Raw genomic sequence first — 26,324 nt, 5'->3', positions numbered from 1 at the left:
CCTCGAGACTTATAATTGTCTTTTAAAGATACATCATTGACCGACCGACGGTCAATGATGTATTATTTATTTACTTTTAACATCTTTAAGGAGTGTGAAGAGGTGAAGAATGGAAACCAAGTGCGAAAGTATGAAGAGGAGCGCATTCGTATTGTTTTAAGAGAAATTGAAAAAAAAGTCGTTAAGTTGGATCATGATTCTGGTGGATTAAAGAAAGATGTCATTCATCTAAAGAAAACCTTTTGGGATGATGTAAAAATAAATCTAGATAATCCTGAAGATGCTGGTGAAACCTTATCAAGCATTAGACAGCAGGCGGAGATGCTGTCCGAGAGAGAAAGAACGCACCGTCAGCTAGATAAGCAGAGGAAGACCTTATCTCGATTAAAAGATTCTCCATATTTCGCCCGTGTTGATTTTCTCGAAAATGGTAAGGAGACAACAAATAACGTGTACCTTGGAGTTTCGAGTTTAATGGATGAAAATGAAGAAACATTTCTTATTTATGATTGGAGAGCCCCTATTTCCAGTATTTATTATGATTACTCTCCAGGATCAGCCCAATACGAAACAGTAGAAGGGATAATTCAAGGAGAAATAGAGTTAAAGCGTCAGTTTATCACGAGAGATGGGCAAATCAAAACGATGTTTGATACGGATGTTACCATTGGCGATGAACTTTTGAAAGAAGTACTTGGCAATAATGCGAGTACCAATATGAAAAGTATTGTTGCTACCATTCAGAAAGAGCAAAATCAGATTATTCGTAACGTGAAAAGCAAGTATTTAGTTGTACAAGGGGTTGCTGGAAGTGGGAAAACCTCTGCAGCTCTTCAAAGAGTTGCTTATTTGCTATATCACTACCAGAATGAGATCACGGCTGAAAATATTATGCTTTTTTCACCTAATTCTTTATTTAATCGCTACATTGCTTCTGTCCTCCCTGATTTAGGGGAGGACAATATGCAGCAGCTCACATTCCAAGAATATGTGGAGAAGCGTCTTGGAAAACAATTTGATGTTGAACATCCGTTTACGCAAATGGAATATATGCTTACATGTCAGGACCATAAAAAGTATCCTGCAAGAAGAAAAGGAATACGGTATAAAGCGAGTAGCGATTTTAAAGCTTTGATTGATTCCTATGTTGTTATTCTCTCGAGTGAAGAGCTTATCTTTAAAAATATTTCTTTCCGAGGAGAAATGTTGATTAGAGCTGAACAAATTAAAAACTATTTTTATTCACTAGATGCATCTATCTCCATTCCAAATCGTATGCAGTTAGTAAAGGAATGGCTTCTAAAAGAGTTAGGAAAGAAAGAAAAATTGGAAAGAACCAAAGATTGGGTAATAGAAGAGAGTGATCTGTTAGAACTTGAAGAGTATACAAAAGTTTATAGTGAGCTACTGAAGGAAGGAAGATTTTCTGAGAATACGTTCGACGATTTTGAACAGGAGCAAAAGAAAATAGCTAAAATGATTGTCAAAAAACACTTTAAACCAATACGAACAGCTGTAAAGAAACTAAAGTTTATTAATGTAGCGGCGATTTACTGTCAACTGTTTAAACAGAAAGACAACATCCTTCAAAAGCTTAAAGGTACACTTCCTGAAAGTTGGGAAGAAATTTGTTCGTATACATTAAAAAAGCTACAAAGAAAAGAAATGACGTATGAAGATGCAGCGCCTTATTTGTATCTCCAAGATAAACTTGAGGGAAAAAGAATAAACACAAGAATACGCCATTTATTAATTGATGAAGCACAGGATTATTCACCCTTTCAGTTTTTTGTTCTTAAGCAGCTTTTTCCTTATTGCCGAATGACGATTCTAGGTGATTTTAATCAGGCGATATATGCCCATACACTAAATGCACCAACCTTACTATCAAGCGAATTATATGTAAAAGAAAATTTTGAGAGAATAGAGTTAACGAAAAGCTACCGTTCAACTCGTCAAATCGTTGAATTCACAAAGGGAATTATAGAAGAAGGAGAAACTATTGAAGCTTTTAACAGAGATGGTCAGAAGCCTACTTTTACGAAGGTTGAGGATCTTGACACCCTTCAATCTCGAATAACACAGAAGATTCGTCAACTGCAGTCAGCAAACCATGAAACAATCGCTGTGATATGTAAAACGGGAAAAGAATGCAAGGAATCCTATGAGCAATTGAGTAAGCAAATGGATCTCAAGATGATTGAACAAAGTGCGATTTCCTATCAAAAAGGTATCTTAATTCTCCCTGCTTATTTAGCAAAGGGAATCGAATTTGATGCTGTGATCATATACGATGCTTCTAATATAAAATATGGAAGAGAATTTGAAAGGAAACTCTTTTACACTGCATGTACGAGGGCTATGCACGAGCTTCATCTTTTCTCCGTAGGGGAAATGAGCACGTTTATGAATAAGATTCCTGAAAATTCGTATGAGATTACAGTTTGAGTATAATTTCAATGAGGAATTGCTAAGCGTTTAAAAGCCGCCCTATCACTTCAATTCCTGCCAGATTTGCGGATGCTTCTTTTTCTTTGACATTAAATATGAAAGCCGATGAATCCTTAGCGTAGGAAAAATCGGCTTTATCCATCTAGAAATTGTCTTAGCGTATGTTTTCCGCGTTTGGCTGGTAGGACCCCAAAAAGAGCTGGCTCTTTTTTAAGTCATCAACTATCTGTAACTGTACGAAGTCTACATTTCTTTACTAATTTCGGAGTCAAATGATGAAATAATCTTGGAGGAATGTGTAGGTGCCGAATAGCTAACAATTTTCACCTTCTATTTCCATGGTGTTTACACTTGATTTGCTAGGAGAAGAAAACTTTGCTACTTCTTATCTTTATTTTGATTTATTAGTCGTTCATTATGGATCCACTTTTAACTTCTATGAAAAGAGTATAAAAATTGGATCCATTAAATTATAGAATCCTTATTTCACTAGTGTCAATGAAGCATTCAATGGATCTATATTTACCTTCTTGTACATCTTCCCTTCTGTGCATCATCTCAAAAACCTCCATAGAGGTTTTTGAGTTAAATGAGCTGTCATATGACAATTCTTAATTTTAAATAAAGCCTATTGGCTCATTTTGTTGATGAGCTAACTCCATTCCTTCTGCCAGATAGAGAGCGTTCTTTTTATCTATATCATCATCAGGCCAATTGTGGATCAGTTGACGTAATCTAACTGCAACGGTCCTACAAACATCTGGCATTAAGTAGCTATCAGAATCCGAAAGTTCCAGCAAAGGAATGATGTCATCTGCAAAGTTCTCAATCGGTGTAAGACCAATGTGCTTCGCAATGAGTAAAATCCAATCCCACGAATCATTCCTCCGTTTTCAAATTGTAATGATCAATGTTTTCAACACTCGCAAACGTCACTCCTGATTGATCATATAATAGGTCACGAGGCACGCAACTCTCTATTCTACCTGAGTTCTGCGTGATTTTCCCCTAAGGTTATTTTGATTTAATCCCTGCACCACAAAGAGGTATGACAATGGTTTCTTCTGGTTCCTTTTGATATTTCATGTAGCCAGCAAAATTGACTGCAGATGTCACTTCGACATAAAATCCTTTTTCACTCAGTTTAGATCGTGCATTTAAGATCTCATCTTCTTCAATATCAATAAATGTACCATTCGTATCTAGTACAGCTTCTAAAATTTGTTTGGAGCGCGCCGGGGCAGCAATGGCGATCCCTTCTGCTAAGGTCCCTTTATTCGTCACAGGTGCTGCTGATTTTTCTTCATTTTGATAAGCTTTCACAAGGGGTGCACAGTTTTTCGCTTGTACTGCAACGATTTTCGGTATGTTATGAATGAGACCATTTTCAAATAACTCTTTAAAACCATAATACGCACCTAGGAGGAGAGTACCATTTCCAACCGGAATGATTAAAGCATCAGGTGCTCCTTTTAGTTGCTCATAGATTTCATAGGCGTATGTTTTTGTTCCTTCAAAAAAATAAGGGTTATAGACATGGCTTGCATAAAAAACGTCTTCGTCGTCTACTGCTTTTTGGGCTGCGGCTGCAATATCCTCTCGAGTACCACGAATTTCTTTAATCGTTGCTCCATGGGCTTTTATTTGAGCGACCTTTTTAGGAGAAGTGTCATCGCTTAGATAGATGTCACAGGCAATCTCGCAGCGTGCTGCATAAGCTGCAATCGCCGTTCCTGCATTCCCACTACTATCAGCAATCACTTTTGATACCCCGAGTTCCTTAGCCTTTGTCATTAGAACTGCGGCTCCTCGGTCTTTAAAGGATAAGGTCGGCATCATATAATCAACTTTGACATAGGTGTTTGGCTCATTAGGATCTAGAACGATTAAAGGGGTTTGACCCTCCCCCATTGTGACAGTTTCCCAAGTCTTAGAATCTTTTGAAAATGGCATGGTTTCAACATAACGCCATAATGAGTTTGGATAGTGATCCCAAGCTGCGATATCTATGTTCGGGGTATCTTTCACCAGGTTTAATACTCCATCACAATCACATCTCCATAGAGTTGGTGTCATCTCATACTTTTTCCCGCAATGGTTACAAATCAATTGATTCATCAATCATCAACCCCTTCAAATATTTTTTTATACGAAATATAATTTTTTATATAGAGTAGGCAAAAAAAAGATCTTAAATATATGCAATGGCATCAATTTCAATTTTGAAACCAAAATGTAATTCATTCGTTGGTACAATAGTACGTGCTGGTTTATGTTCACCGAAAAAATCAGTATAAACAGCATCAACTTTGTCCCATAAGTGAATATCCGAAATGTATAATGTCATGCGCAAAATCTTCTCTTTGTTACTTCCAGCAGCCTCTACAATCATCTCTACATTCTTAAGCGCTTGTAATGTCTCTTCTTCAATGGGGCCGAACTCTTTTTCTCTCGTTTCGGGATTGATGGCAAATTGTCCTGAAACATAGACCGTGTTTTGATGAATGGTTGCGAATGCATAGTGTCCGTTTGATTTTAGATTTCCTACCTCGAGTATGCTTTCCATTTTGACTCTCCTTACCTCGATTTATTTTTGATTTCATCCAAATAGCTATAGACGGTTACTTTGGAAATGCCTAACATAGATGCGACCTTCTCAACAGATCCTTTCATTAAAAAAATGCCCTTTTCATCCATGAATTTAATTAGTTCAATTTTTTCATGACGTTTCATGACTGGATGAACACTGTTTTGAATGATTTGTTGAATCAATTGATCTACTATTTCTTCCACATTTTCAAGATCATCATTTGATGTTGTTTCTTTCTCTGGAGCTTCCACTTGTGTAGAAAGAAAAGTATCCATAAATTGCTGCATTTGATTCAGTGCTTCAACATCAAAGTTGATACAGAAAGCACCAATCACTTTTTGCTTTGAATCACGTATTAATGAAGTCGAAGAACGAATCGTACGCTTATCTTCTGTTACAAATGTATAACCAGCCAGATAATCTTCTTTAAAATCTTCTGATTGTAATACAGTCTTTACTAGATGATCAAATGATTGGCCGATTTGTCTTCCTGTCACATGGTTATTTACTGTAAACATGACAGATGCTTGAGGGTTCGTTAAATCATGAATAACCACTTCACAATTTGGTCCAAACATTTTTGCTGTAGATTTTGCTAAAGGAATATAACTCTCTAATAAATTTTTAATATGTTCCATGCCTAAGCACCTCATTTTTTTATTCCACTAGATTATATAATTTTTTATATATAAAAACAATATATAGATTTATTTATATATCATGATGCTCACAAGATCATAAATGTGAAAATCACCATATAAAAAAAGCAGCCATTGACTGCTTTTTGCTTGTGCTCCTTTCTAATTGATTTCTTTCTGGATTCCATACAAAATGACGTCAATTCCCCACCTGAACCGTTCCATTGATACGGTATCACCTGCAAACATTTCTTCTTTTACACTATGAATGAAAGGAAAACGCGTTTTGTCTGCATCATGAAATGTTTTTTTAATGTCTGAAATCTGCGAAGAGTCATGTTTCTTCCAAGAGACCTTTTCGTAAGCTACCGAAGATACGTATAACAGCAATAGGTCTACTCCCCATGCAGCGGATGTAGATTTGATCCCGCCTTCATTTAATGCAGTGAGAATACGTTCGGTCAACTGAAGAAAGTTCGTTCCTTGTGGAATGGTGGAAAGAGAAATTTCAGCGAGACCAGGTTTTTCGAATAGCAGTAGGAAATAAGTATGCAATATGTCAAATAACTGTTCTTTCCATGTGCGATTCTCTGAATCTGGGTAAACCATTTGGCCGAGACCATAATCCAATACGTAAGCACTGAGTTCTTGAAAATTGTTCACGTAGACATACAAGGATGCAGGTCCCGTATCCAATGCTTTAGCCACCTTACGCATACTCATGCCCTCTATCCCTTGCTCCTTAAGAAGCTCATAGGCCGTTTTCACAATGAGCTCACGGCTTAAGGGCTCTTTAGCCGGCCGAGACCGGCGACTTATAATACGACGATTTGAATTGTTCATACTCTCTTTATAACATGTCAAAGTAAAATAGTAAATTGAGCATCAATCACCGTTTTCTTGAAAAGAATTCATCATATCTGCAAGCTTGACCGCAGCGTCTTTTGAAAAACACAGTTTTAAACTATTCTCCGATTCATGTGCCTTTTCCGATGAATATTCGTACATCATGTCTTCGTATTCCTCAATGGCCTTTTCAATATCATGAGGATGTCGGACAATAGCAAGTGCTAGCTCCCTTGCATCAAACATCGCCATGTTTACACCCTCGCCTGCGAATGGTGACATGACATGAGCTGCATCACCGATAAGCGTTACTCCTTTATGACGGTTCCATTTAAAACCGGTAGGAAGCGTATAAATCCGTCTTGGAATGATGGCATCTTCTGCATAACGAATATACTTTTTCAGCTGATCATCCCAATCACTAAATAACTCTAATAATTGTTCTTTTGCTTCTTTCGCTTGATGAAACGGTATACCACAAGTCTCGATCCAGCTGCGTTCTACCATAAGGCTTGCATACACTTTGATTCGTCCATCTCCGTTCAACTGCCCAATTATCCCTTTGTGATCAGCTAAAGCAAACATCTTACCACGTTTATTAAATTCAGCTAAATCAGGGTGGTTCGCCTCTACGCTTAGGACATTCAATTCCAGCATCGTGAGCCCAGAGTATTCAATCTCAATATCTGTTAACAGAGGACGCACACGAGAAAATGCACCATCAGCCCCAATCAAAAGGTCAACTGTCTCGACAACCCCGTTTTCAAAATGAAGCTCCGTCATGCCGTTTTCTAATGAAACGCATCTTTCTAGTTTATATCCATATTTGATGTTTGCAGCATCAATTTGATCTAACAGCAGTTCGCACAACACACCACGATCAATTTCTGGACGAGTGCCTTTTTGATCTGATTCCGTTTCTTCATCTAAATAAATTCTTCCTGATTTATCAAGTAATCGGAAATCTTCTCCTTCATAACGGGCATTCCTTTGAAATTTCTCATAAACTCCTGCTTCTTTTAATGCTTTTTGGCCTGTTTCTTCGTGAATATCCAGTGAGCCTCCTCGTTCAAGACTCTTGTCATGCATCTCCCGTTCGTAGATGGTTGTTTGTATACCGTAATTCTGCAGAATTAAGGCGAGTGTTAGCCCCCCAGGTCCTCCTCCAATAATAGCGATTTGCTTTTGGTTCTTAGATAATGCCGTCATCGTATGCATCTCCTCTTCTTTTATGGAAATCGTTTAAAACTACATCTCATTTATATTATAACGAACATTGTTCGTAAAGAACAGTGTTCGTTTGAAATTTGTTTGTTTCACGATTGTGTTTTAATGAAAAGAAACCACTCGCCCGCCATCATATGATACACTCCATCTAGGAATATTAAAGGTTTTCATTGTTCAAATTGTGAGTGTAAGAGGTGTTTCTATGAATAAATTATTGGCAATGTTGATATTAGGATTGGGCTTTAGTGGTGCCGCGCTCATTCTTTCTGTCCCTTTGTTATTCAAATCCAAATTAGAACAATCTGGGCTGATGTTTGCTGCTGGATCAGCAGGCGCTTTCGCAGTTTTTGCTGTCTCATGCCTAGTTCTTCGAAAACGATTCAATCGCTAAAAAACCTAAACACAATCTATCATTGGAACAATGGAGATGTGTTTAGGTTGTTGTGACTCACCTTAATATGAACTTAAAGAATGTGGTATAAGCTGACCCCAATACTAAGAGAGAATAAAACAAGTGCAGGAATTGCTTTTTTAAAGGGATCTTTGGCCAATACGATCAGAGTAAATGCAGCTGCCAGCATCGTGCCTCCTAACAATAAGCCTGATAATAATGCTAATGTTGGCATCCATATGCCGGCTAGCATTCCAGCAGCGCCTATTAGCTCAAGAGCGCCCGTTAAAACATTGAAAAATGCGGGTAAACCAAATCGTTTGAACTCTTCTGCCATTTTCCCTGATATGATTTTCGTTCCTGTGAGGAAAAAGAAAACGGCCAATACAATTTGTAGAATAAGAATAAAAATAGTGATCACATCTTTCTAAGTTATTTGACCAAATGGTGTCATTTATATGTCATAGCATATATCGTACAAAAATAGAGGTTGTTCCTACTTTACAGATTTATCAAGATGAATAGTGTGAATGAAATAATTTGTTTAAAAGTAATTTTAATTGTTGAATCTCTTCATCGCTTAATTGATTTGTCACAGTTCGATGTGCATCCATGACGACAGGAAGAATCGCCTTTTTGATCTCGTCCCCTTTTTCTGTTAAAAACAGGTGATGTGATCGCCGGTCTTGTTCATTATAGCTTTTTTTGACAAGCCCTTTTCGTTCCATTGACTGGATCATTCTTACGACAGTGGTTTGATTTTTATCAATGCCTTCTGCCAATTCCTTTTGAGTCGAGCCTTTTTCACGGCTAAGAATACTAATAATGCTCCACTGTTCTGGTGTAACTCCGTACGGCTTTAACCTATTCGTAAAATAATTCGTCATTTTCACATCAGTGCGATGAACGAGATAACCTATTAAATCATGTAACTTCATGTAAACACCCTCTACCAATTTTATATGCTATAGCATTTATATTAGTGGAGCGGTTAAACATTGTCAAATTGTCTACATGCTATGCTTAAAATCAATTCCTGACATGATATACGGCAATGCTGATTTGATAAATTCTTCTGAAGAAATGTGCGAACTATTCTTTCTCCACTCAACAGAAGCTCCGTGAATTCCCCAGCTTAAAAAAACAGCCGTGACCTTCAACACTTGCTTTTCGACATTTGTATATTGATTCACTAACAATTGATAAAAAATAATTTCAAGCTGTTCTCGAACAATCGGAGCAAGTTCAGTTTCATATTCTACTTGGCAGCGGTTATGCAGAGATTGTTGAAAACTGGCTAGCGCTTTAAAGATATTCATCATTGTATCTTCATCAAGTTTACTATTATTAAAATTGATACTTTCTAAATTAATCGACAATACTTCAGAGAGTGTTTTATCCAATAAATCGTATTTATCCTCAAAATGATAATAAAACGTCGCTCGGTTAATCATGGCTTCTGCTGTCACATCTTTCACCGTAATATCCTTAAATTCCTTTTTCGATGAAAGCTTGATGAAAGACTCCATGACTAATTTGCGCGTTCTTAATACGCGCGGATCTGTCTTTGGCTGCGTCATCTTCTTCCTCCTTCTTTTTAAACACATGCTTGAATCTGTTGGATAAACAACAAATTGAAGAAATTATTGGTGTTGATCTCACTCATTCTGTCTTAAGATTCAATTGTAAAGCAAATGATTGATTCAAACAACTTATAGGAAATGACGTTTCCTGCAAAATTAAGGAGGAAAAATAATGATGAAAATGAGGTTGTATCTTGGTCTACTGCCTTAAAAACCATTAGAACTTAATGAACATAGATAATGAAAAAGAAAAGAGGAAAACAACTTGAAAAACAATGACATGTTTTGTGATTTAGAAACTGGTGTATGCGGTGTAGGTGAAGAAGAAGATATCCAGGTCATTGACTTTCACCAACCTAAAAAATCCATTACGCTCTACTATGTAACAGATCCGATTTGTTCTCATTGCTGGGCAATTGAACCTGTCCTGCGTCGTTTTAAAGAGCAATATGGACATTATTTTCATTTCCAGACTGTGCTTGGTGGACTGCTAGAGAAATGGCATGACGGTCCAATTGATCCCGCAAACGGAATTTATAAGCCTGCTGATGTCGCGGGTCACTGGAGAGAAGTCGGAGAGCATTCTCGCATGCCAATTGATGGGTCCTTAATGATTGACAATCCTGTTCAATCCTCCTACCCGTCCTCTCGCGTGTTCAAAGTGATTCAAAAACATCACGGTGATGAACAAGCCTATACGTTTTTACGCCGTGCAAGAGAAGCACTATTTGCATTCAATCAAAATATATCTGATATTACGGTTTTGATTGATATCGTCAACAACCTTGGACTGAACGGAGATGTTATTTTACATGAAGCGGAGCTCCTTAGCGGACAAGACTTATTAAATCAAGATTTTGCTCTTGTTCGAGACCTCGGTGCAAGAGGTTTTCCGACCATCATCTTCGTCAACGAAGAAAATAAAGGAGTTAAAATCACGGGTGGTCGACCGTTAGACGTCTATGTTGATGGATTAAAGAAAGCTTTAAACACTGTAGAGATTCAACCGAAGAAGCTCCCAGCTGTTTCTGCCTTACTCGAAAAAGAAAAACTTCTATTCTCTAAAGAGATTGCAGTAATGTACGATATTGACCAATCGGATGTGCGGGCATTTATGGAGAAAGAACTTTCACAAAAACCGTTTCAAATGAAAGAAGTTCTAGGGGAACAGTATTTCACAACATCAACATAAGGAGAATGGCGATGGCTTACGTATTACAAGTAGATTTTAAGATGAATGTCCCTTTTGGGGATGAAATGGCAAAAGAGTTTTCTGATTTAGCGAGAAGTATTAATCAAGAGGACGGGTTCATCTGGAAGATATGGACGGAGAATTCTGAGGAAAATGAGGCTGGCGGGATTTATTTATTCGAAACAAAAGAAGCAGCTGAAACATATCTCGATATGCATTCTAAAAGAATCACTAGCTTTGGCATAACAGACATCAACGCGAAAATCTTTGACATTAACTCTGAGCTGACTCATATCACAAAAGGCCCATTAAAAACGCATAAAGATTGACAAACGAAAAAAGAGCAGTTGTTGGCTGCTCTTTTTGCTTATGAATTAAATAAGATATTCAACTTTAAGGCTGCTATCAGCAGCTTCCCCTATCTCACTTGTTGCTGGTTTTCTTGATTAAGTCTACACCTTCATATGACAGGCTTTCTACACGTACAGCCTTTTGCAGGATGTAATGATCAAAAAAGGTCTTCGTATAGTCCGTCACAAGATTTCGCATCTCTAATACATCCCTTGTGCCTCTAAGTTCCTCATCTACACCGGTAAACACGATGTCACAGTAATCTAAATGTGCAGCACCATCAACAGAGAAATAATAGGTTTCCATGCTGTTGTTATCACCAATGATCGCATTCATATAATAATTCGGTTCAGAAAACAGGAGCAAAAAGGGTTTATTGAGGTCGCTGTCGAGAAGGCCGAATGCACCACTATCTAAGCCAACCCCGCAGACAAACCGGTCGTCATCCCGGCAAACAATAGCCGCTGTAGGCCCGCCATAAGAATGCCCTGCGATGCCCATGCCGATGCCGAGCAGCAGTCTGTTACGAAAGATAGACTTCCATTCTCCAGAGTCTAGTTTGTGAAGATAATCGGCTACGTACCTTACATCTTCTGCCTGTTGTTCACTATATCTTGTTAACTTGTTAATGGTTGGCAAGGTAAGGACGTTACGGCACATCTCAATAGCCGTTTCATCGTCAGGCCGCATTTTCATCTTACTAGCCAGCGCCATCATCTCTGGATCTTCAGAAAACGTCATTATGACATCCGAAAAATCCTTTGAGACATTCACCAGCTTCCCATCTTTCCGTTTATACATGGTGCTATCCTGATGACCGATACTGACGACAACATACCCTTGGCATGCCATGTCTGTACAGATGGCTGTCCCCCATTCTGGTGAACCACCCCCGCCGCAAACATAGAATACCACTGGATAGCGCTTTTCCTTCCCGGAAAGAGCAAGATCGTCATAACAATGAGTCTTGATATCGGTAGAGAAGAAGTTTATTTCCTTCAAATATTCAGTGACAAGTGGCTGCTCATGAAGCATCTCGTAGACTTCAGGAAACATGTACGTTGATGCAGTCTTCCCTTCGCTGCTATCAGATGGATAGTATATAAACGCGGTCAATTCTCTTTTTGAGTGATCTGATGCGGTATACTCAAAATCCATCTGGATTTGGCCGGCTATATAGCTACCGATTGGTTTTGGGAATGTGTCATACCTTTTCATTCTTTTATGCCCCTTTCATCTTGAAAATGGATATCTGTTCTTTGCTGGGTGAGTATCGTTTTGTGATATAATCTTGAGTCAAATACAAGTGATAAGAAAAATGAAATGAACTTGCTGAATGGAATTCTTGATTGTAAAAAATTCTGAAGAAATGATAGGGTGATAGCGATGAGAAGACTTGAGTCTGGTATATCAATAGACTACGAATCATTTTCTGATATTGCCAGGTATGAACACGAAACAATCAGCAGAACGACAATCATCAACTCAAATGTTCGTTCTCCTATTTTTTGGAGCTGTCACCTGGATCATCTTGTATTTGATACGTGTGATCTCACGAATGCAAGATTTTTTGCCGGTAGTACGATTGATCATTGTACTTTTAGTCGTTCCGACTTGCGTTCTGTGGGCATTGGCAAAAACGAAGCTGTCTTCACCAATTGCGTATTTTCTTCTTGCGATATGAGGGGAATGACCTTGGAGAATGCTACGTTTATCGATTGCATTTTCTCTAAATGTAGATTCAATGACCGCGTTTTACAGGTAGCGAATATCGTCAATTGTACCTTTGCTGGTAAGCTAATAGATATAACGTTTGAGGGAAATGGCAAACAAAAGCTGATCGCCGATTTTGAAAACTGCACCCTTGACGGTGTTCGTTTTACAGGCTGTGAACTGTCGGCATGTATTCCGCCAGCATCCAAAAACCAACTCTATGTTGAAAAGGTATCTGCACGAGTGAAAATGGCTTTGGAGAAGGTAAATGATGACCCTGCTCTTTCTGACGATGAACGGAAAATACTAGTGCGTAGTCTGCGCAAGCTTGAGCATATGGAACAGTATATTTTTAACATGAATCATATGGAGAAAATATATGGGGTTGCTTTTGTTGAGCGATTTTTCAGTCATCTTGGATGCAGTAAGGATCACACTTGACGTTTTCTGCATCCATCCTCCTACTGTATATCTATGGGGCACATCAGCTTCGAGTATATTTGAGCGGTATGAGTTCTTCGATTTTCACCTTGACCAGCTCCCCAGCCATCTCGATGATGACAAAACATGCTGGTCCGAAGTCTGAAATGAGCTCTCGGCAGATGCCGCAAGGGCTTACTACTCTAATTTTTCTATCTTCTTCATCTGAATAGGGATGTCTCACTGCCACAATTGTATCAAAATCCTTATGTCCATTCGATAAAGCACTGCCAATCGCAATGGCTTCTGCACAAACAGTTACCCGTCCGATATAGGCTTCTATATGGACAGCCGACATTATTTCTCCTGTTTTCATGCGGATCGCTGCCCCTACATGGTGTTTATCATCTTCATAAAGACTGATAATCTTCTTTTTTGCTTCGTCTATTAATTCAAGATCTTCTTGGGATAAATCAAAAGTTTCCAACGTGTTCTCCTTCCCCTTCCATGCTCGTATCTATTATACCAAACATTAGGTAATGAACTGTTTGCCCGAAGATGAGTGGAAACAAAAATAAAGCTTATGTTTGCAGGCATAAGCTTCTTTATGCTTTTTTATAGCGTTGAATCATAAATTGGATGATTTTTGTGATGAGAGAGGTACACATGCATAGAAAAGTCATTGCGACGACCCAATACATATTCGACAAATCGAACCCCGTATAGGCAAAGATAAAAACGGTTGAAGCTGCAAATGTGATCACTAGAACGACGTAGACCCGCTTAAAGATGAAATAGCCGACAATCCCCCATATCAAAGATAACAAAGGCAATGTAAACAAGATCAGAGCCATAGGTTGAAGAAAGGAAACAATCATCATTCACTCTCCTTTACTAGCCGTCATTTATTTAAATCCAATGAAGAAGCGAACAATCATTATATTAATGGGAAATACGATCGTTGTAAACAAAAATTGGAATTTAAGGAAGTGGAATCTGTAGTGAATGGATATTGTGATTATATTTAAAAAGACTGCTTAAAAGGAAGCAGTCTTTTTGGTGTGAACGGAATCCCTAACGATTAATCACCTGAATGATTTTCTCCTGAGCATCTTGTGCCTCAGGGATTGGCATGACAACAAATACATGAAGCATTTCGGGATAAACAAAGGTTTTGATGTCAATTCCTTGTTCTGTTAGTTTTTCATCGAGCTTTATGGCATCTGGATATAACATATCATGTGTTCCAATGAAATGAGTAATCTTCGCAAGTCCTTTGAATTCACCGTAAATGGGACTGATCAATGGGTCAGTTACATGTTGATCAGCTGTCCAAATCTTTGCAATGGCTTCCATTCCTTCATAACCTAGAATCGGGTCCTTTTTTGCATATTCAAACATGAGAGGATTGCTTAAGCTCATGTCAACACATGCAGATAATAAAATAATATCCTTCGGCTGCGGCAGATCCTCCTTCTTTAAAAGGTGCGCCAGACCAAGTGAGATATTTCCGCCAGCTGAATCTCCCATGATCGTCAATTGATTGGCACTTCCGGCAGTTTTCAGAAGGTCTTTATATAGGTTAAGTATTTTCGGATACGTATCCTGGTAGCTATAATGAGGCACTTTTGGGTAAATAGGAGCGACTACTTTCGCACCTAGTGATTGCGCCATTTTATCCATGAACCACCAATGGACATTCAAAGGCTGATTTGTCCACGCGCCTCCATGTAGATAGAGAATGACTTTTTGGTTTTGTGATGCTTGTTCATTCAATGTGAAAACTTGCATGCCTTCGAATGTCTGCTCTTGTACCTCACTCATTAACTTCACATCATCTCCAATGGCATAAGGCTGCGTATTTTCCATTCCTTTTTGCTCAAGAAATTTTTTTGTGTGCTCGATACTAGAAAAACTCTCTTTATTACTTTGCGAAGCGAATAATGTTTCAAATTGAATACTTTCGTCAGAACGTTCACCTTGATAAATTTCTACACTCATTTTTTTCTCTCCTTTCACTCAATATGAGGATTGATCATCCTGGTTTGGTACACGAAATGATTCCATGTAGACTTGTACTTTTTTTTCAGGAGTTTTTAATAAGTTAGATAAAAGGTCTTGAATGAGACGAAGGCTTTTGATTTTCCTTTCAATTTCTTCATGTTTAAGATGGACAATTTTTCTTAGCGTATCAAGTTCTATGTCTTGACTTAGCATGTCCATGATTTCAGCTATTTCCTTTAATGAATAACCCAATGTTTTCGCATCTTTGATCAATTGAATCTTCACAACATAGTCTTCTGTATAGAATCTGTAACCGTTTGAACGTCGTCTTGGAGCAGGTAATATGTTGTGCTCTTCATAGTAACGAATTGCGGCAGGACTTATTCCTGTTTTTTTGGCAAGTTCTCCTCTAGTCATCAACTCCATCGTTACTCCTTTGTCATTATTTTGTCTTACTATATATATATTATAAAGGTTGAACTATACATCAAGGTCAAGGTGAAACATTTATTGGCTTGCTATGACATGATTTGGGTTTCTTTTCGGTAAACAAATAAAACACCATCGCACCCGGCAAATAAAGGCGGGCGCAATGATGTTTTCATCATTCAATCTGGATTATGATAAATCTTCTCCATTTGTTGCAATCACATTTTTGTACCAGTAGAAGGAATCTTTTCGGTAACGATTTAATGTACCATTCCCTCTGTCGTCTTGATCCACATAGATCAAACCATAGCGTTTACTCATTTGAGATGTTCCGCAGCTAATTAAGTCGATGCATCCCCAAGGCGTATACCCCATTAAGTCGACACCTTCTTTGACTGCTTCTTTCATTTGTTCAATATGTTTTTTCAAGTAATCAATTCGATAATCGTCGTGTATTTCTCCGTCTGGTGTCAATGTATCTCTTGCGCCAAGTCCATTTTCACATACAAATAAAGGCTTTTGGTATCTGTCATACAGCTTGATTAATGAAATGCGGAGTCCCATCGGATCAATTGGCCAATCCCATTGTGATAGCTCCAAATGCTCATTTTTGATTGGACTATCAAATGTACCCGCTAGCTCAGCCGCATCTTCTCGCGCTTCTGCAACGTGGGACATATAGTAGCTGATTGCCACAAAATCAACAATGCCCTCTTTCAAAATTTGTTCATCCTGCTCTTTGATATCCAGCTTGATGTCGTTGTCTGCAAAGTATTTTACCATGTATGTTGGATATTCTCCTCTAGCTTGAACATCTGGATAGAACATATTCAATTGGTTCGATTTTACCGCTTGCAGCTGGTCCTCTGGCTTTGTTGTTTTTGCATAGGCTTCAATTTGGTTAATCATACAGCCAATTTGTGCATGAGGAATGATTTCTTTTGCTGCCTTCACTGTGAGAGCGCTGGCGATAAATTGATGATGTGACGCTTGATACGCAGCCTGTAATTTATGGTCTACTAGGTCCTCTAAAATTCCAGCACCGGTGTAAAGGCTGTTGAGGTTCATATTCATTTCATTGAATGTAATCCAATACTTCACTTTATCTTTATATCTTTCTAAAATGGCGCGGGCATATTTTTCAAACAACGGCACAAGCTCTCTATTCATCCATCCATTATATTTCTCTGTTAAAGTAATCGGCATTTCATAGTGAGACATCGTGACTAACGGTTCAATTCCATATTTCGCACATTCATCAAATACTTGATCATAAAAAGCCAATCCTTCTTCGTTCGGCTTTTCCTCTAAACCAGTTGGGAAGATTCTTGCCCATGATATAGACAAGCGAAACACTTTAAAGCCCATTTCTGCAAATAGTGCAATATCCTCTTCATATCGATGGTAAAAATCGATTCCGCGTCTTTTCGGGAAATCAAATTCATCAGGTTGTTCCTTGTATCTTTTTAATTCAGCTGAACTAACATCGAAAGTAAAGTTGTTCACTTTTCCTTTTTCATAAGGATCTTTATATGCAGCAAAGTCTGACGTCGATAAGCCCTTGCCACCTTCTAAGTACGCGCCTTCTATTTGATTGGCAGCAGTTGCGCCACCCCATAAAAAATCATCTGAAAATCCTTTTTTTACATTCTTCATTTCAATCATCCCTTCTCTTTATATTAGTGAATAAGCATTAAGAGCTTATTTTGACCTGCGGTGACATGAGCGTCACCTGTATGAATCACATCAAGGTATTGCGTTGAATTTGTGACGATAATAGGTGTCACTACATCTAAATGGTTTGATTGAATTCCTTCTATATCAAACGATAATAAATGATCCCCGGTCTTCATCTCATCGCCCTCTTTTACTAGTACATCAAAGAATTGGCCATTTAGGCTGACGGTATCAATCCCCACGTGGATCAATAATTCAATTCCATCATCTGAAACGAGTCCGATGGCATGTTTAGTAGGCGTAACAGTCACTACTTTTCCTGAGAACGGTGCTTGTACCACCCCCTTATCAGGCAAAATTGCGACTCCCTTCCCCATCATTTCACTTGAGAACACTGAATCATTCACTTCAGATAAAGGAATGACCTTTCCACTCATAGGTGCTTGAACTTCGAATGGGCTTGTTTGCTTAGACATTTGTTGATTCTCTGTACTCACAGTGTGATTTGGCTTTTCTGCTGCTTGCTCGTGAACGGCTGTGACAGACTCCTTAAATCCAAGGAAAATGGTGACGAGAAGTGACACGATGAAGCTCAAGGCGATTCCAATCAGAGCCAGCTGGAAATTATTCGTCCCTTTCATAATGTAAGTGGGCAGTGAGGTGATGCCTGGAATCGAAAAGGCTGTCGTTTTAACTGAAAATAAACCGTAAAAACATCCACCGACTGCGCCGCCAATTAATGAAGCATAAAAAGGTTTTTTTAGTCTAAGTGTGACTCCATAAATGGCTGGTTCTGTGATACCGAAGAAACTAGGAAGCAATGTTGAAAGTGCTAAAGACCTTGTTTCTACCCGCTTGGTGCGGATGATGACACCTAACACAGCGCCTGCTTGTGCCATATTCGCAATGAAATTCATCGGAAGCAGCATGATATCGTAACCCACTTTTTCAAAGCTGGCTAACGTGCTTGGGAAGAATGCGTAATGCATCCCAGTTAACACAATGAGTGGCATCAAGCCGCCCATTAATAAACCGGCAATCGGACCAGCGAAATTGAACAAAGAAGTGAAAAAGATTTCTAAATACTGCCCGGAAACGTTTCCAATAGGAGCTATAAAAGCCAGTGTAAGAGGAGCCGTGATCATCAGGCTCAGTACTGGTGTAAATACGATACTTAAGGATTTAGGGATCGCTTTTGTTATCCACTTATCGACAAAGCTTAGTAATAGCACACCTAAAATAATTGGTAATACGGAAGATGTGTAATTATTTAGTGGAATACTTAACCCTAAAAAGCTTAACGGGTCTGCTCCTTTTGCTGCACCTTCGATCATCGTTGGATATAGTAAAATTCCTGCTAATGCGAGCGCGAGAGATTCTCTTGTTTTAAACTTCTTCGCTGCCGAATAAGCAATGAGGAAAGGTAAAAAGTAAAAGACAGCATTTGAAAAGATTTGAAGTACTTGATAGGTAGCGCTTGTTTCCGTCAGCCAGCCTAAGCTAACAAGTAGTGCCATGATCCCTTTGATCAATCCACTACCAACAATCGCTGGCAAAATAGGTGTGAAAATCCCGCTGATCACATCGAATACGACTTCAATTGGATTCATCTTTGACGTGTTTTTACCAGGAGCAGATTCATTGCTGCTATGACCAACCAGATGATCAATTTCCTCATAGACCTCTGCTACCTTTGCTCCAATAATGACTTGGAATTGTCCACTTTGGAATTGTGCACCTAAAACACCATCTAATGTTTTCAGCTCATCTACTTTTACTTGGCTTTCATCGTTGAGATTAAATCTTAGTCTCGTGATACAATGCCAACTTTGAGATATATTTTCGGTTCCACCGATTAAATTCACAATTTCTTGAGCCAATTCTTTGTTTTCCATGCCTTCACCCCTTCATTTTCACAAAAAAAACCTAAACAAAATCCGCCATTAGAAAAGATGATTCTTCTTCATGGAGATTTGTTTAGGTTAATGCTTTTTCATAACACGCCTAAAAGAAATCAGTTATTTTTTTGGTGTTCCTTTGTGATTCTCTCAATATGGATGACTAAAAAAACAAGTTCGTCTTCTGTCACATTCCAATTGAATTCTCGTTTTAACATTTCTTTGATAATCAATCCGCAGGCATAACTCTTCATATAACGATCCTGAATTAATTCTTTTAACGAGTCATCCATCTGCTGCGGCGGGTGATTGGTTTCCTGCCTCACAATAAAATATCTCAAGTGTGTGATAAACCTCGAATAATTAATGGATGATTTATCCAATATCATCTCGAAAATATTTTGAATAATTTTGACGATTTCCTTCGTGAGGTGAGTCATCTTAATGGTGTCTCCCATAGACTGACCATCTATTTGAGCGTTTACAAAATGCAGGGCAATGAGTGAAGCTTCAGTATCTTCAAAAGAAATGCCCATCATTTTTTGAATAATTGTCAGTGCTTTTTTCCCGATTTGATATTCTTGAAAATAGAGATGTGGAATTTCCCACACAATGGGGTTTTCATACGCCATTTTTTCTTCGTGCCTTTGAATAGCAAAGGTAAGATGATCGGATAGCGAAAAGAGCACGCTGGAACCTAACTTCTTATTCAACATCTCTTCGCCCACACGAATGATTTTTTCAGTTAATAAAAGGATATCAGTTGGGATAGCGGCAAGTTGAGATTCTAATGGAGACGTCTGATCAGAATAAAATGTCTTACTGACAGCGCTCTCATCAAGAGTATCACCTTTCTTCTTTTTAAAACCTATTCCTGTTCCAAAAACAACGACTTCATTTTGAGTCTCTGTTAGAGCTAATACGATATTATTATTTAAAACTTTAACGACGGTGAACATCCTCATCCCACCTTACCTAAAATGCTAAAAAAAGCATAAAAAAACACCAAAATCTCAGCAAACAACGTACAAAATGTACAAACTGTTTACCTGACTTGGTGGTGCCTGATCATATCAGTAACACTCCTGCATCGGTTACGACTTTATTTTAAACAGAGGGATGACCAAAGTCAACTATTTTTTCTGAAAAAATAGATTGAAATACCTATAATCATTTTATCTTTCATTGATCATTTTACGGTTTAACATTTTTAAGGTTGCTGTAAGGTTCGGATTAATACAAGTTAAGGTTGAGGTTGTACAATGGGGTTGTAAGGAAGTGAGGGATGAGTCAAATGGTCCCCTCTTCTAAATCAATCATAGAGGTGAAAAGGTTTGAGAGAAAATAAAATTTTGTCTTCATTATGTTACTTCAGTATCTTTTTTGCACCGTTTCTGTTTCCAATTATCGTCTATTTCTTAGGAAAGGACGAAGTGAAATATCATGCGAAAAAATCGCTTTGGACGCATTTAATTCCTTATTTGATTTTTGGCATCGGTATTGCCGGTTCAGGGTTACTTGGCATGAACGATATCAGTCATGCTGGTCCGTTCTTAATTGCAACGTATGCTGTGACATTCCTTGTCGCGATCTACTTCTTCATTTGGAACATTGTGAAAGGCATTAAAGTGTTTTCAGAATAATAGTTGAAAAAAACGGTTCTGTGATTGAGCAGAACCGTTTTTTTGTATGTCCGTTCATGCGGGTAATTGGATATCAATCGTTGTTCCTTCCCCAATCATACTTTGTATCTTAATATCCCCGCCGTGTTTTTTGATAATATCCTTTGCAATCGCCATTCCAAGACCAGAGCCTGCATGTGTCCCTCCTGTATTTGTCCCTCTATAGTAGCGGTCAAACACTTTTTCTAGCTCTGCCTCTTCGATTCCTTTGCCGTTGTCTTGAATCGTAATGTGGGTGTTTTCTTTTTGTTCAAGCTGTACAATGATGTTCACATCAGCATCATTGTGAACAAGGGCATTTAAAATGAGATTGGTGACCGCTCTTCGTATGAGGATCGTATCAATATTCAGCATAAGCTTGTCTACATTCGTTTGCAGCTCAATGGTCTGATCTGCATATCTCGAATCGTTGAGGATATCAATTAACGTTTCACGCAGCAACGGTACAATGTTCACCAGCTCTTTATGCAGCATCACGTCGTTATTTTTCAGCCTTGTTGTTAAATTGAGATCCTCCATGACATCTTTGATGTACAGTGATTTATTCTCTATGATGCTGGCATAATGTTTGATGTCTTGATCTGAAAGAGGATAATTTGGATCTTTCATGATTTCTGCATAGCCTTGAATGGAGGATAATGGTGTTTTAATATCATGAGAAATATGGCTGATCCACTCTTCTCGCATTTGCTCTAATTTGTCTTTTTCTTTTTGGCTTGAAGCGAGCTGTTCTGATAAGTGATTGACATTATAGAAGACATCTTTATATATCCCCTTAGTTGGCAGCTTCGTCGTATAATCTCCGTTTGCGAGCCGCTGGATGCCATAAATGGCACGGCCGAGCGGTTTGATGAGCTGCCGGCTGAATAAGTATCCAATGACTAAGGCAATGATGGCATCAATCGATAATAAAATCATCGTCCCGATATTGAATTGCGATATTAAGTCTTTCGTATCGAACGAAAATAAATATTTTCCGATGGAAGGGTCCTTAAATCCGATAAAGTAGCTGTATTCCTTACCCTTTCCATTTTTCCCCCCAGCATAGATAGTCGACATCAATTGCTTATCTTTATATTTATGTAAGTTTACGATTTCTATAGGTGTGTATTTGCTCTTTAAGCCTTTAGGTGCTTGTGCATGATAAACATCTTGTCCATTTTCGTCTAATATTTGAATCCATGCATTTTGTTGTTTTAAGGCTTGCTGTCCTTCTTTGCTCACAGTGATATCTTGATTGGACAAGGTGATGTATTGTTCAAATGTTCTTGTGAAGGTTTCCGGCGTATTTTCTTCGTTTTGCTGGCTGCTTGCTTGTAGTACAAGCCAAATCATGAATCCAAATAAGTTAATAAAGACCGTGATAATGGTCACGATAATGACAGAGACCATATATCTGCCTGTTAATCGCCATTTCATCTTTACGCATCCTTTACAACGAATTTATAGCCAAGTCCTTTAACCGTTACGAGAAATTCTGGTGTAGATGGGGAATTTTCTATTTTCTCCCGAAGTCTTCGTATATGAACCATCACCGTATTATCAGAACCGAAGAAATCCTCTCCCCAAACCGTTTGATAAAGCGTTTCTTTACTGATCACGCGATTCGGGTGCTGCAAGAAATAGGTCATCAGCATAAGTTCTTTCGGAGTGAGCTCAATCGCCGCTCCGTTTTTCGTCAGTTCGGCTTGCTGCTCGTTTAACTCAAATGGCCCTTTTTTGATGATGGGTTCTGCTTGAGAAGGCTGTAAGTATGACGACCGTCTAAGCTGTGCTTTTACCCGGTAGGCGACTTCTTTTGGACTGAACGGCTTTGTAATATAATCATCACCGCCAATGGCAAGTCCTACAATTTTGTCTGATTCCTCTCCCTTTGCTGATAAAAAGATAATCGGAACATGCGAGACGTCTCTGATTTGTTTGCAAATATCGTAGCCTTCACCGTCTGGTAGCATAATATCCAGTATGACGAGATCGGGTTGTTCTTGATGGAATTGCGAGAGCCCATCACGGGCAGTTGAAGCTGTTATCACCCGGTCAATGCCTTCTCTTGTTAATACGGTATGGATTAATTCTAAGATTTCTTTTTCGTCATCTATAATCAATACTTTGCTTTGAAGTTTTGGCATTATGATCACTCTCCTGAAGTCATTGTTATTATTATACCCAAAGTGGAGACGTCGTGAAAAATCAACTTTCTATTTACACAGAAAAAGCCAATTTTCTTTGTTAATGAGAAAATTGGCTTTTGGTGTTTTTTAGCGTTTGACCACAAATGTTGTCACACTTTGAGCAGGGAGATGAGCCCAAAATTGATTTCCTGATATGTTTAAGTCAGTTCCAGGCTGAAGGTTACTGTTGCTGCTCGTGATCCATCTTGACGCTTGGGAAGCAGTTCCGTTTTGCATGACAAAGTGTTGATTGACTCCTGTATTGTTTTTGTTAATCGCGACAATGACGACCTGATTGTTTCCTTTATAGGCTGAGACGAAAACATTCGGTTCAGGGCTTTTCGTTGCATCAATTCTGACGTACCCTGGACGCACAAACTTGGAGAAATGCGCCATGTTGTATCCGCGCTTGCTAATCATTCCATCTTCTTTCATAGGACCGTATGATCTCCGGATGTACCACCACACATACGCCTGAAAGTCCCCTTCCACCATTGAATGGTGAATATGCTCTGATACCCCTAATGCCTCAGGCCAGCGGTCCGCTGAATTGTTATCACTATTCGGGTAGTAGACCTCTGTCATCCACAGCTCTTTCCCCCCTCCTTTTTGTTTGAAAAGAGGATACGGAAGCTGGCTGATTTGGGTTCCGTACAGATGGGCACCGAGAATGTCCATATTTCTAAGCGCCTGCGGATCGTTTAAGATAGGATCTGAGATATTCTTAAGGTATTGAAAGGATTCTGGTGCAATCACACGTGCATTTATGGAGCCAGCATTTTCTCTCATGAATCGCAGGATTTCCTGAGGTGTCCACCATGTCCATTCATGTGCATAATCAGGCTCGTTCTGTACAGAAATGGCATAGAGATTGACGCCATTATTTTTCATGAATGTCACAAAACCATTCAAATGCTGAGCATATGCGGCGTATTGATTGTATCTCAGCCGCTTTGCAGACGCACCATTACGGTTGAAAGTCTCTACCATATGGCTTGGAGGATTCCAAGGCGAAGCGATCACCAAAGCGCCGTGCTCTATCGCTCTTTTGGCGGTGGCGACTTCTCTGTGCCAATTATTTCTGTTCTCGTCTACATAAATCCGTAAAATGGAGAATCCTAACTGATTCTGTCCATTGCCAAAGGCGGTATCCCTTTGAGGGCCGGTCAAATCACCAATCCAGGCCGGGTGGTTCATTCCGCCAAAGCCGCGGATCACTTGTCTTTCCGCGTTGACATTAATATTCGCATCTGCCGCTGACACCTCAGTTACCCCAGGCCCTAAAAACATGACAGACAACATAGTGAAGCAGACCAATAAAGTGCAAATTGGTTTTTTGATTATGGACATCAAATTTTCCCACTCTCCCATCAACCATTAATCGATGCCGTAGCATCAGATTTTGTTTACCTTTGAGTAAACTGCCAGGAATCAAATTGGAATAGGTTGGCACCATTTCCTTTGAAGACAAAAAATACGTTGTGTACTCCCGTTGCCCCGTTTACTGCCGCTTCTATTTCTCGCCAGTTTCCGCCTGTGGAAGGGACATTGAGTGTTCCAGCAATTCTACCGTCTGGACTGCCAAGACGTACTTCAATTTGTCCGCCTGAAGCGGCTGCTACATTGGCTTTAAAGGTTCTGGCACCTCTCGATCCGAAATCGACATTACTGACAGCCACCCAATCGCCGTTTTGAATGTTTGTGACGTGCTGGTTATTGGCTGGCCCACCAGGTGCTGAGGAGGCCTCTGTTAAAATGCGCCCATTCCAAGCGAATGTTTCAGCTTCTACCCGTTGATAAGGATTTAAGTTGGAAAGCTGTTTAACGCCTTCAAAATTGGCTGCGACCTCTCGAAGGGAGCCGTCAGCATTATGCACAAGCTTATTAATGTGGGGAGATCTGTAGCCTTTCCCTGCTCCGTATAAGGCAGAGCTCACCGTTTGTGTGTGATACACGACATACCACTCGTTTTTAAAATTGAACACAGCATGATGGTTGTTACCGCCGCCACCGAAAAATGCACCCGGATTTTTCAAGAAGTGTCCTTTATACGTAAAGGGACCCATAGGACTTGAGCTCGTCATATAGCCGATCTCGCCTGGTGGTTTATCTGCTGGGTGAGAGCCGCCAAAATTGATGCAATAGGAATAGTAATAGGTACCGTTATACTTATGCATCCCTGAATCTTCAAACATGAAAGGAGCATCAATGGTTGATGCACTACCGACCACACTTGTCATGTCAGGCCCTAGCTTCAGAACTCTTGCTGTTTTAGGATTGGCCCATTGTCCCTGCGTTGGATTTGAACCGCCTGGAACGCCTCCACCAGCATATAGATAACCGGTCCCGTCATCATCTACAAATACGGCTGGATCAAACAGCCATACAACACCTGACATCCCTGGTGTATTTGGCGTGACGAGCGCTTTTCCGATAGGATCTTTCCATGGACCAATCGGGCTGTCCGCTGTCAGGACGCCAATCCCTCCACCGCTGTTAGCAAAATAAAGGAAAAATTTATCCTTCCCATTGATCTTCTTCACCGCAGCGGCTGGAGCCCAAGATGCGCCTGCCCATTTGGCAATCCCTTTCCCGCCATTGGCCCCATTGGCACCTGCTACTGGAATCGCTCCGTGATCTGTCCAGTTCACCATATCTGCCGAAGAGATGACAAAAACCCTATTCAAATTTGCAAAAGAATTGTCCTTAATCGTTCCATTGCTGTGATACTCATAGTCATCGCTCGACATATAAATGTACACTCTTCCGTTATAGGTGAGCGCAAACGGATCTGCCCCCAGGTGATGGTCTATGAGCGGATTTGCATTTCCTACTCGTTTTGCAATGGGGGTACTTGCTGCACTCGCATCATATACAGGTATACAGCTCAGTACCAAAGCAAGAATCAATAAACCTAAACCGCACTTCATCCTCTTTCTCATCGTGTCATTTTCCTCCTGTTTTCATCTTCCTAATCTTGGGGTTTACGCCCAATTTCAAATTATGTTGATAGACGCTGATGAAGAATGAATACAAAGGATGATTTCTTGGGAGAATCGCT

Annotated in this window: 26 protein-coding genes; 6 read left to right on the top strand and 20 right to left on the bottom strand. The window is 39.3% G+C overall.

Annotation, left to right across the window (positions count from 1 at the left end):
* Nucleotides 1–102 precede the first annotated feature (102 nt).
* A complete protein-coding gene (gene helD, locus MHH40_RS01615; RefSeq protein ID WP_050944884.1) occupies nt 103–2,448 on the top strand; it encodes an RNA polymerase recycling motor HelD in 2,346 nt (781 codons plus the stop codon).
* Nucleotides 2,449–3,465: 1,017 nt separating this feature from the next.
* Here the strand turns inward: helD and MHH40_RS01610 are convergent.
* From MHH40_RS01610 to MHH40_RS01590, 5 genes are all read right to left on the bottom strand, one after another.
* Nucleotides 3,466–4,569 (bottom strand): threonine synthase, encoded by a 1,104-nt coding sequence (locus MHH40_RS01610; RefSeq protein ID WP_050944883.1) that lies wholly within the window; start codon nt 4,567–4,569, stop codon nt 3,466–3,468.
* A gap of 73 nt (nt 4,570–4,642) precedes the next feature.
* Nucleotides 4,643–5,017: a RidA family protein gene (locus MHH40_RS01605; protein ID WP_050944882.1), complete on the bottom strand. Its 375-nt coding sequence runs from the start codon at nt 5,015–5,017 to the stop codon at nt 4,643–4,645.
* 11 nt (nt 5,018–5,028) lie between these two features.
* On the bottom strand, nt 5,029–5,679 hold the full coding sequence (locus MHH40_RS01600; protein ID WP_003211123.1) for a helix-turn-helix transcriptional regulator: 651 nt from the start codon (nt 5,677–5,679) through the stop codon (nt 5,029–5,031).
* Nucleotides 5,680–5,841: 162 nt separating this feature from the next.
* Nucleotides 5,842–6,522, bottom strand: a complete 681-nt coding sequence (locus MHH40_RS01595; RefSeq protein ID WP_050944881.1) for a TetR/AcrR family transcriptional regulator — start codon at nt 6,520–6,522, stop codon at nt 5,842–5,844.
* A 42-nt stretch (nt 6,523–6,564) separates the two neighbouring features.
* Nucleotides 6,565–7,734, bottom strand: a complete 1,170-nt coding sequence (locus MHH40_RS01590) for an FAD-dependent oxidoreductase (protein ID WP_050944880.1) — start codon at nt 7,732–7,734, stop codon at nt 6,565–6,567.
* Nucleotides 7,735–7,954: 220 nt separating this feature from the next.
* On the opposite strand from MHH40_RS01590, the gene MHH40_RS01585 reads away from it, so the two are divergent.
* The gene (locus MHH40_RS01585) at nt 7,955–8,143 is read left to right on the top strand and encodes a hypothetical protein (protein ID WP_050944879.1); all 189 of its coding nucleotides are present in this window, start codon (nt 7,955–7,957) and stop codon (nt 8,141–8,143) included.
* Between the two features lie 73 nt (nt 8,144–8,216).
* Here MHH40_RS01585 and MHH40_RS01580 read toward each other — a convergent pair whose 3' ends face one another.
* The 3 genes from MHH40_RS01580 to MHH40_RS01570 all read right to left on the bottom strand — a co-directional run bounded on the left by MHH40_RS01580 (nt 8,217) and on the right by MHH40_RS01570 (nt 9,723).
* Entirely contained in the window at nt 8,217–8,564 is a 348-nt protein-coding gene (locus MHH40_RS01580; RefSeq protein ID WP_050944878.1) for a DoxX family protein, read from the bottom strand.
* 91 nt (nt 8,565–8,655) lie between these two features.
* Entirely contained in the window at nt 8,656–9,081 is a 426-nt protein-coding gene (locus MHH40_RS01575; protein WP_050944877.1) for a MarR family winged helix-turn-helix transcriptional regulator, read from the bottom strand.
* A 72-nt stretch (nt 9,082–9,153) separates the two neighbouring features.
* A complete protein-coding gene (locus MHH40_RS01570) occupies nt 9,154–9,723 on the bottom strand; it encodes a TetR/AcrR family transcriptional regulator (RefSeq protein ID WP_050944876.1) in 570 nt (189 codons plus the stop codon).
* 268 nt (nt 9,724–9,991) lie between these two features.
* On the opposite strand from MHH40_RS01570, the gene MHH40_RS01565 reads away from it, so the two are divergent.
* Together MHH40_RS01565 and MHH40_RS01560 are read left to right on the top strand one after the other, a co-directional pair.
* Complete coding sequence (locus MHH40_RS01565; protein ID WP_050944875.1) at nt 9,992–10,918, top strand: DsbA family protein; 927 nt, start codon at nt 9,992–9,994, stop codon at nt 10,916–10,918.
* Between the two features lie 11 nt (nt 10,919–10,929).
* On the top strand, nt 10,930–11,247 hold the full coding sequence (locus tag MHH40_RS01560) for a monooxygenase (RefSeq protein ID WP_050944874.1): 318 nt from the start codon (nt 10,930–10,932) through the stop codon (nt 11,245–11,247).
* Nucleotides 11,248–11,341: 94 nt separating this feature from the next.
* Here the strand turns inward: MHH40_RS01560 and MHH40_RS01555 are convergent, their stop codons facing one another.
* Entirely contained in the window at nt 11,342–12,487 is a 1,146-nt protein-coding gene (locus MHH40_RS01555) for an alpha/beta hydrolase (RefSeq protein WP_050944873.1), read from the bottom strand.
* A gap of 168 nt (nt 12,488–12,655) precedes the next feature.
* On the opposite strand from MHH40_RS01555, the gene MHH40_RS01550 reads away from it, so the two are divergent.
* Nucleotides 12,656–13,423 (top strand): pentapeptide repeat-containing protein, encoded by a 768-nt coding sequence (locus MHH40_RS01550; RefSeq protein ID WP_050944872.1) that lies wholly within the window; start codon nt 12,656–12,658, stop codon nt 13,421–13,423.
* A 43-nt stretch (nt 13,424–13,466) separates the two neighbouring features.
* Here MHH40_RS01550 and MHH40_RS01545 read toward each other — a convergent pair whose 3' ends face one another.
* From MHH40_RS01545 to MHH40_RS01515, 7 genes are all read right to left on the bottom strand, one after another.
* Nucleotides 13,467–13,889: a cytidine deaminase gene (locus tag MHH40_RS01545; RefSeq protein ID WP_003211471.1), complete on the bottom strand. Its 423-nt coding sequence runs from the start codon at nt 13,887–13,889 to the stop codon at nt 13,467–13,469.
* A 118-nt stretch (nt 13,890–14,007) separates the two neighbouring features.
* Nucleotides 14,008–14,280, bottom strand: a complete 273-nt coding sequence (locus MHH40_RS01540) for a DUF2651 family protein (RefSeq protein ID WP_050944871.1) — start codon at nt 14,278–14,280, stop codon at nt 14,008–14,010.
* Nucleotides 14,281–14,476: 196 nt separating this feature from the next.
* The gene (locus tag MHH40_RS01535; RefSeq protein ID WP_050944870.1) at nt 14,477–15,403 is read right to left on the bottom strand and encodes an alpha/beta hydrolase fold domain-containing protein; all 927 of its coding nucleotides are present in this window, start codon (nt 15,401–15,403) and stop codon (nt 14,477–14,479) included.
* An 18-nt stretch (nt 15,404–15,421) separates the two neighbouring features.
* Nucleotides 15,422–15,832 carry a MerR family transcriptional regulator gene (locus tag MHH40_RS01530; RefSeq protein WP_050944869.1) on the bottom strand — a complete coding sequence of 137 codons (411 nt, stop codon included), beginning with the start codon at nt 15,830–15,832 and terminating at the stop codon, nt 15,422–15,424.
* A gap of 192 nt (nt 15,833–16,024) precedes the next feature.
* Nucleotides 16,025–17,500, bottom strand: a complete 1,476-nt coding sequence (locus MHH40_RS01525; RefSeq protein WP_050944868.1) for a glycoside hydrolase family 1 protein — start codon at nt 17,498–17,500, stop codon at nt 16,025–16,027.
* A 14-nt stretch (nt 17,501–17,514) separates the two neighbouring features.
* Nucleotides 17,515–19,407: a beta-glucoside-specific PTS transporter subunit IIABC gene (locus MHH40_RS01520; protein WP_050944867.1), complete on the bottom strand. Its 1,893-nt coding sequence runs from the start codon at nt 19,405–19,407 to the stop codon at nt 17,515–17,517.
* 119 nt (nt 19,408–19,526) lie between these two features.
* On the bottom strand, nt 19,527–20,369 hold the full coding sequence (locus MHH40_RS01515; protein WP_050944866.1) for a PRD domain-containing protein: 843 nt from the start codon (nt 20,367–20,369) through the stop codon (nt 19,527–19,529).
* 375 nt (nt 20,370–20,744) lie between these two features.
* Here MHH40_RS01515 and MHH40_RS01510 point away from each other — a divergent pair, with 375 nt between their 5' ends.
* On the top strand, nt 20,745–21,053 hold the full coding sequence (locus MHH40_RS01510) for a DUF4870 domain-containing protein (protein ID WP_050944865.1): 309 nt from the start codon (nt 20,745–20,747) through the stop codon (nt 21,051–21,053).
* Between the two features lie 54 nt (nt 21,054–21,107).
* Here the strand turns inward: MHH40_RS01510 and MHH40_RS01505 are convergent, their stop codons facing one another.
* The 4 genes from MHH40_RS01505 to MHH40_RS01490 all read right to left on the bottom strand — a co-directional run bounded on the left by MHH40_RS01505 (nt 21,108) and on the right by MHH40_RS01490 (nt 26,205).
* On the bottom strand, nt 21,108–22,511 hold the full coding sequence (locus MHH40_RS01505) for a sensor histidine kinase (protein WP_050944864.1): 1,404 nt from the start codon (nt 22,509–22,511) through the stop codon (nt 21,108–21,110).
* 2 nt (nt 22,512–22,513) lie between these two features.
* Nucleotides 22,514–23,221: a response regulator transcription factor gene (locus tag MHH40_RS01500; protein ID WP_050944863.1), complete on the bottom strand. Its 708-nt coding sequence runs from the start codon at nt 23,219–23,221 to the stop codon at nt 22,514–22,516.
* Between the two features lie 129 nt (nt 23,222–23,350).
* Nucleotides 23,351–24,616 carry a glucuronoxylanase gene (locus MHH40_RS01495; protein ID WP_050944862.1) on the bottom strand — a complete coding sequence of 422 codons (1,266 nt, stop codon included), beginning with the start codon at nt 24,614–24,616 and terminating at the stop codon, nt 23,351–23,353.
* A gap of 53 nt (nt 24,617–24,669) precedes the next feature.
* The gene (locus MHH40_RS01490; protein WP_003212282.1) at nt 24,670–26,205 is read right to left on the bottom strand and encodes a glycoside hydrolase family 43 protein; all 1,536 of its coding nucleotides are present in this window, start codon (nt 26,203–26,205) and stop codon (nt 24,670–24,672) included.
* Nucleotides 26,206–26,324 lie beyond the last annotated feature (119 nt).

The organism is Bacillus sp. FSL K6-2431, from assembly GCF_038005165.1.
GTDB classification, from domain to species: Bacteria; Bacillota; Bacilli; order Bacillales; family Bacillaceae; genus Bacillus; species Bacillus pumilus.
The sequence above is the reverse complement of the archived record's forward strand: the minus strand, read 5'-3'. Positions and strand labels throughout refer to the sequence as shown.

Coding starts and splice junctions, on each gene's coding strand:
- MHH40_RS01490 (WP_003212282.1), bottom strand. CDS start 26,205: ATGAGAAAGAGGATGAAGTGCGGTTTAGGTTTATTGATTCTTGCTTTG.
- MHH40_RS01505 (WP_050944864.1), bottom strand. CDS start 22,511: ATGAAATGGCGATTAACAGGCAGATATATGGTCTCTGTCATTATCGTG.
- MHH40_RS01570 (WP_050944876.1), bottom strand. CDS start 9,723: ATGACGCAGCCAAAGACAGATCCGCGCGTATTAAGAACGCGCAAATTA.
- MHH40_RS01590 (WP_050944880.1), bottom strand. CDS start 7,734: ATGACGGCATTATCTAAGAACCAAAAGCAAATCGCTATTATTGGAGGA.
- MHH40_RS01555 (WP_050944873.1), bottom strand. CDS start 12,487: ATGAAAAGGTATGACACATTCCCAAAACCAATCGGTAGCTATATAGCC.
- MHH40_RS01515 (WP_050944866.1), bottom strand. CDS start 20,369: ATGTTCACCGTCGTTAAAGTTTTAAATAATAATATCGTATTAGCTCTA.
- MHH40_RS01560 (WP_050944874.1), top strand. CDS start 10,930: ATGGCTTACGTATTACAAGTAGATTTTAAGATGAATGTCCCTTTTGGG.
- MHH40_RS01550 (WP_050944872.1), top strand. CDS start 12,656: ATGAGAAGACTTGAGTCTGGTATATCAATAGACTACGAATCATTTTCT.
- MHH40_RS01575 (WP_050944877.1), bottom strand. CDS start 9,081: ATGAAGTTACATGATTTAATAGGTTATCTCGTTCATCGCACTGATGTG.
- MHH40_RS01595 (WP_050944881.1), bottom strand. CDS start 6,522: ATGAACAATTCAAATCGTCGTATTATAAGTCGCCGGTCTCGGCCGGCT.
- MHH40_RS01585 (WP_050944879.1), top strand. CDS start 7,955: ATGAATAAATTATTGGCAATGTTGATATTAGGATTGGGCTTTAGTGGT.
- MHH40_RS01500 (WP_050944863.1), bottom strand. CDS start 23,221: ATGCCAAAACTTCAAAGCAAAGTATTGATTATAGATGACGAAAAAGAA.
- MHH40_RS01525 (WP_050944868.1), bottom strand. CDS start 17,500: ATGATTGAAATGAAGAATGTAAAAAAAGGATTTTCAGATGATTTTTTA.
- MHH40_RS01610 (WP_050944883.1), bottom strand. CDS start 4,569: ATGAATCAATTGATTTGTAACCATTGCGGGAAAAAGTATGAGATGACA.
- MHH40_RS01520 (WP_050944867.1), bottom strand. CDS start 19,407: ATGGAAAACAAAGAATTGGCTCAAGAAATTGTGAATTTAATCGGTGGA.
- MHH40_RS01530 (WP_050944869.1), bottom strand. CDS start 15,832: ATGGAGTTGATGACTAGAGGAGAACTTGCCAAAAAAACAGGAATAAGT.
- MHH40_RS01600 (WP_003211123.1), bottom strand. CDS start 5,679: ATGGAACATATTAAAAATTTATTAGAGAGTTATATTCCTTTAGCAAAA.
- MHH40_RS01605 (WP_050944882.1), bottom strand. CDS start 5,017: ATGGAAAGCATACTCGAGGTAGGAAATCTAAAATCAAACGGACACTAT.
- MHH40_RS01535 (WP_050944870.1), bottom strand. CDS start 15,403: ATGAGTGTAGAAATTTATCAAGGTGAACGTTCTGACGAAAGTATTCAA.
- MHH40_RS01540 (WP_050944871.1), bottom strand. CDS start 14,280: ATGATTGTTTCCTTTCTTCAACCTATGGCTCTGATCTTGTTTACATTG.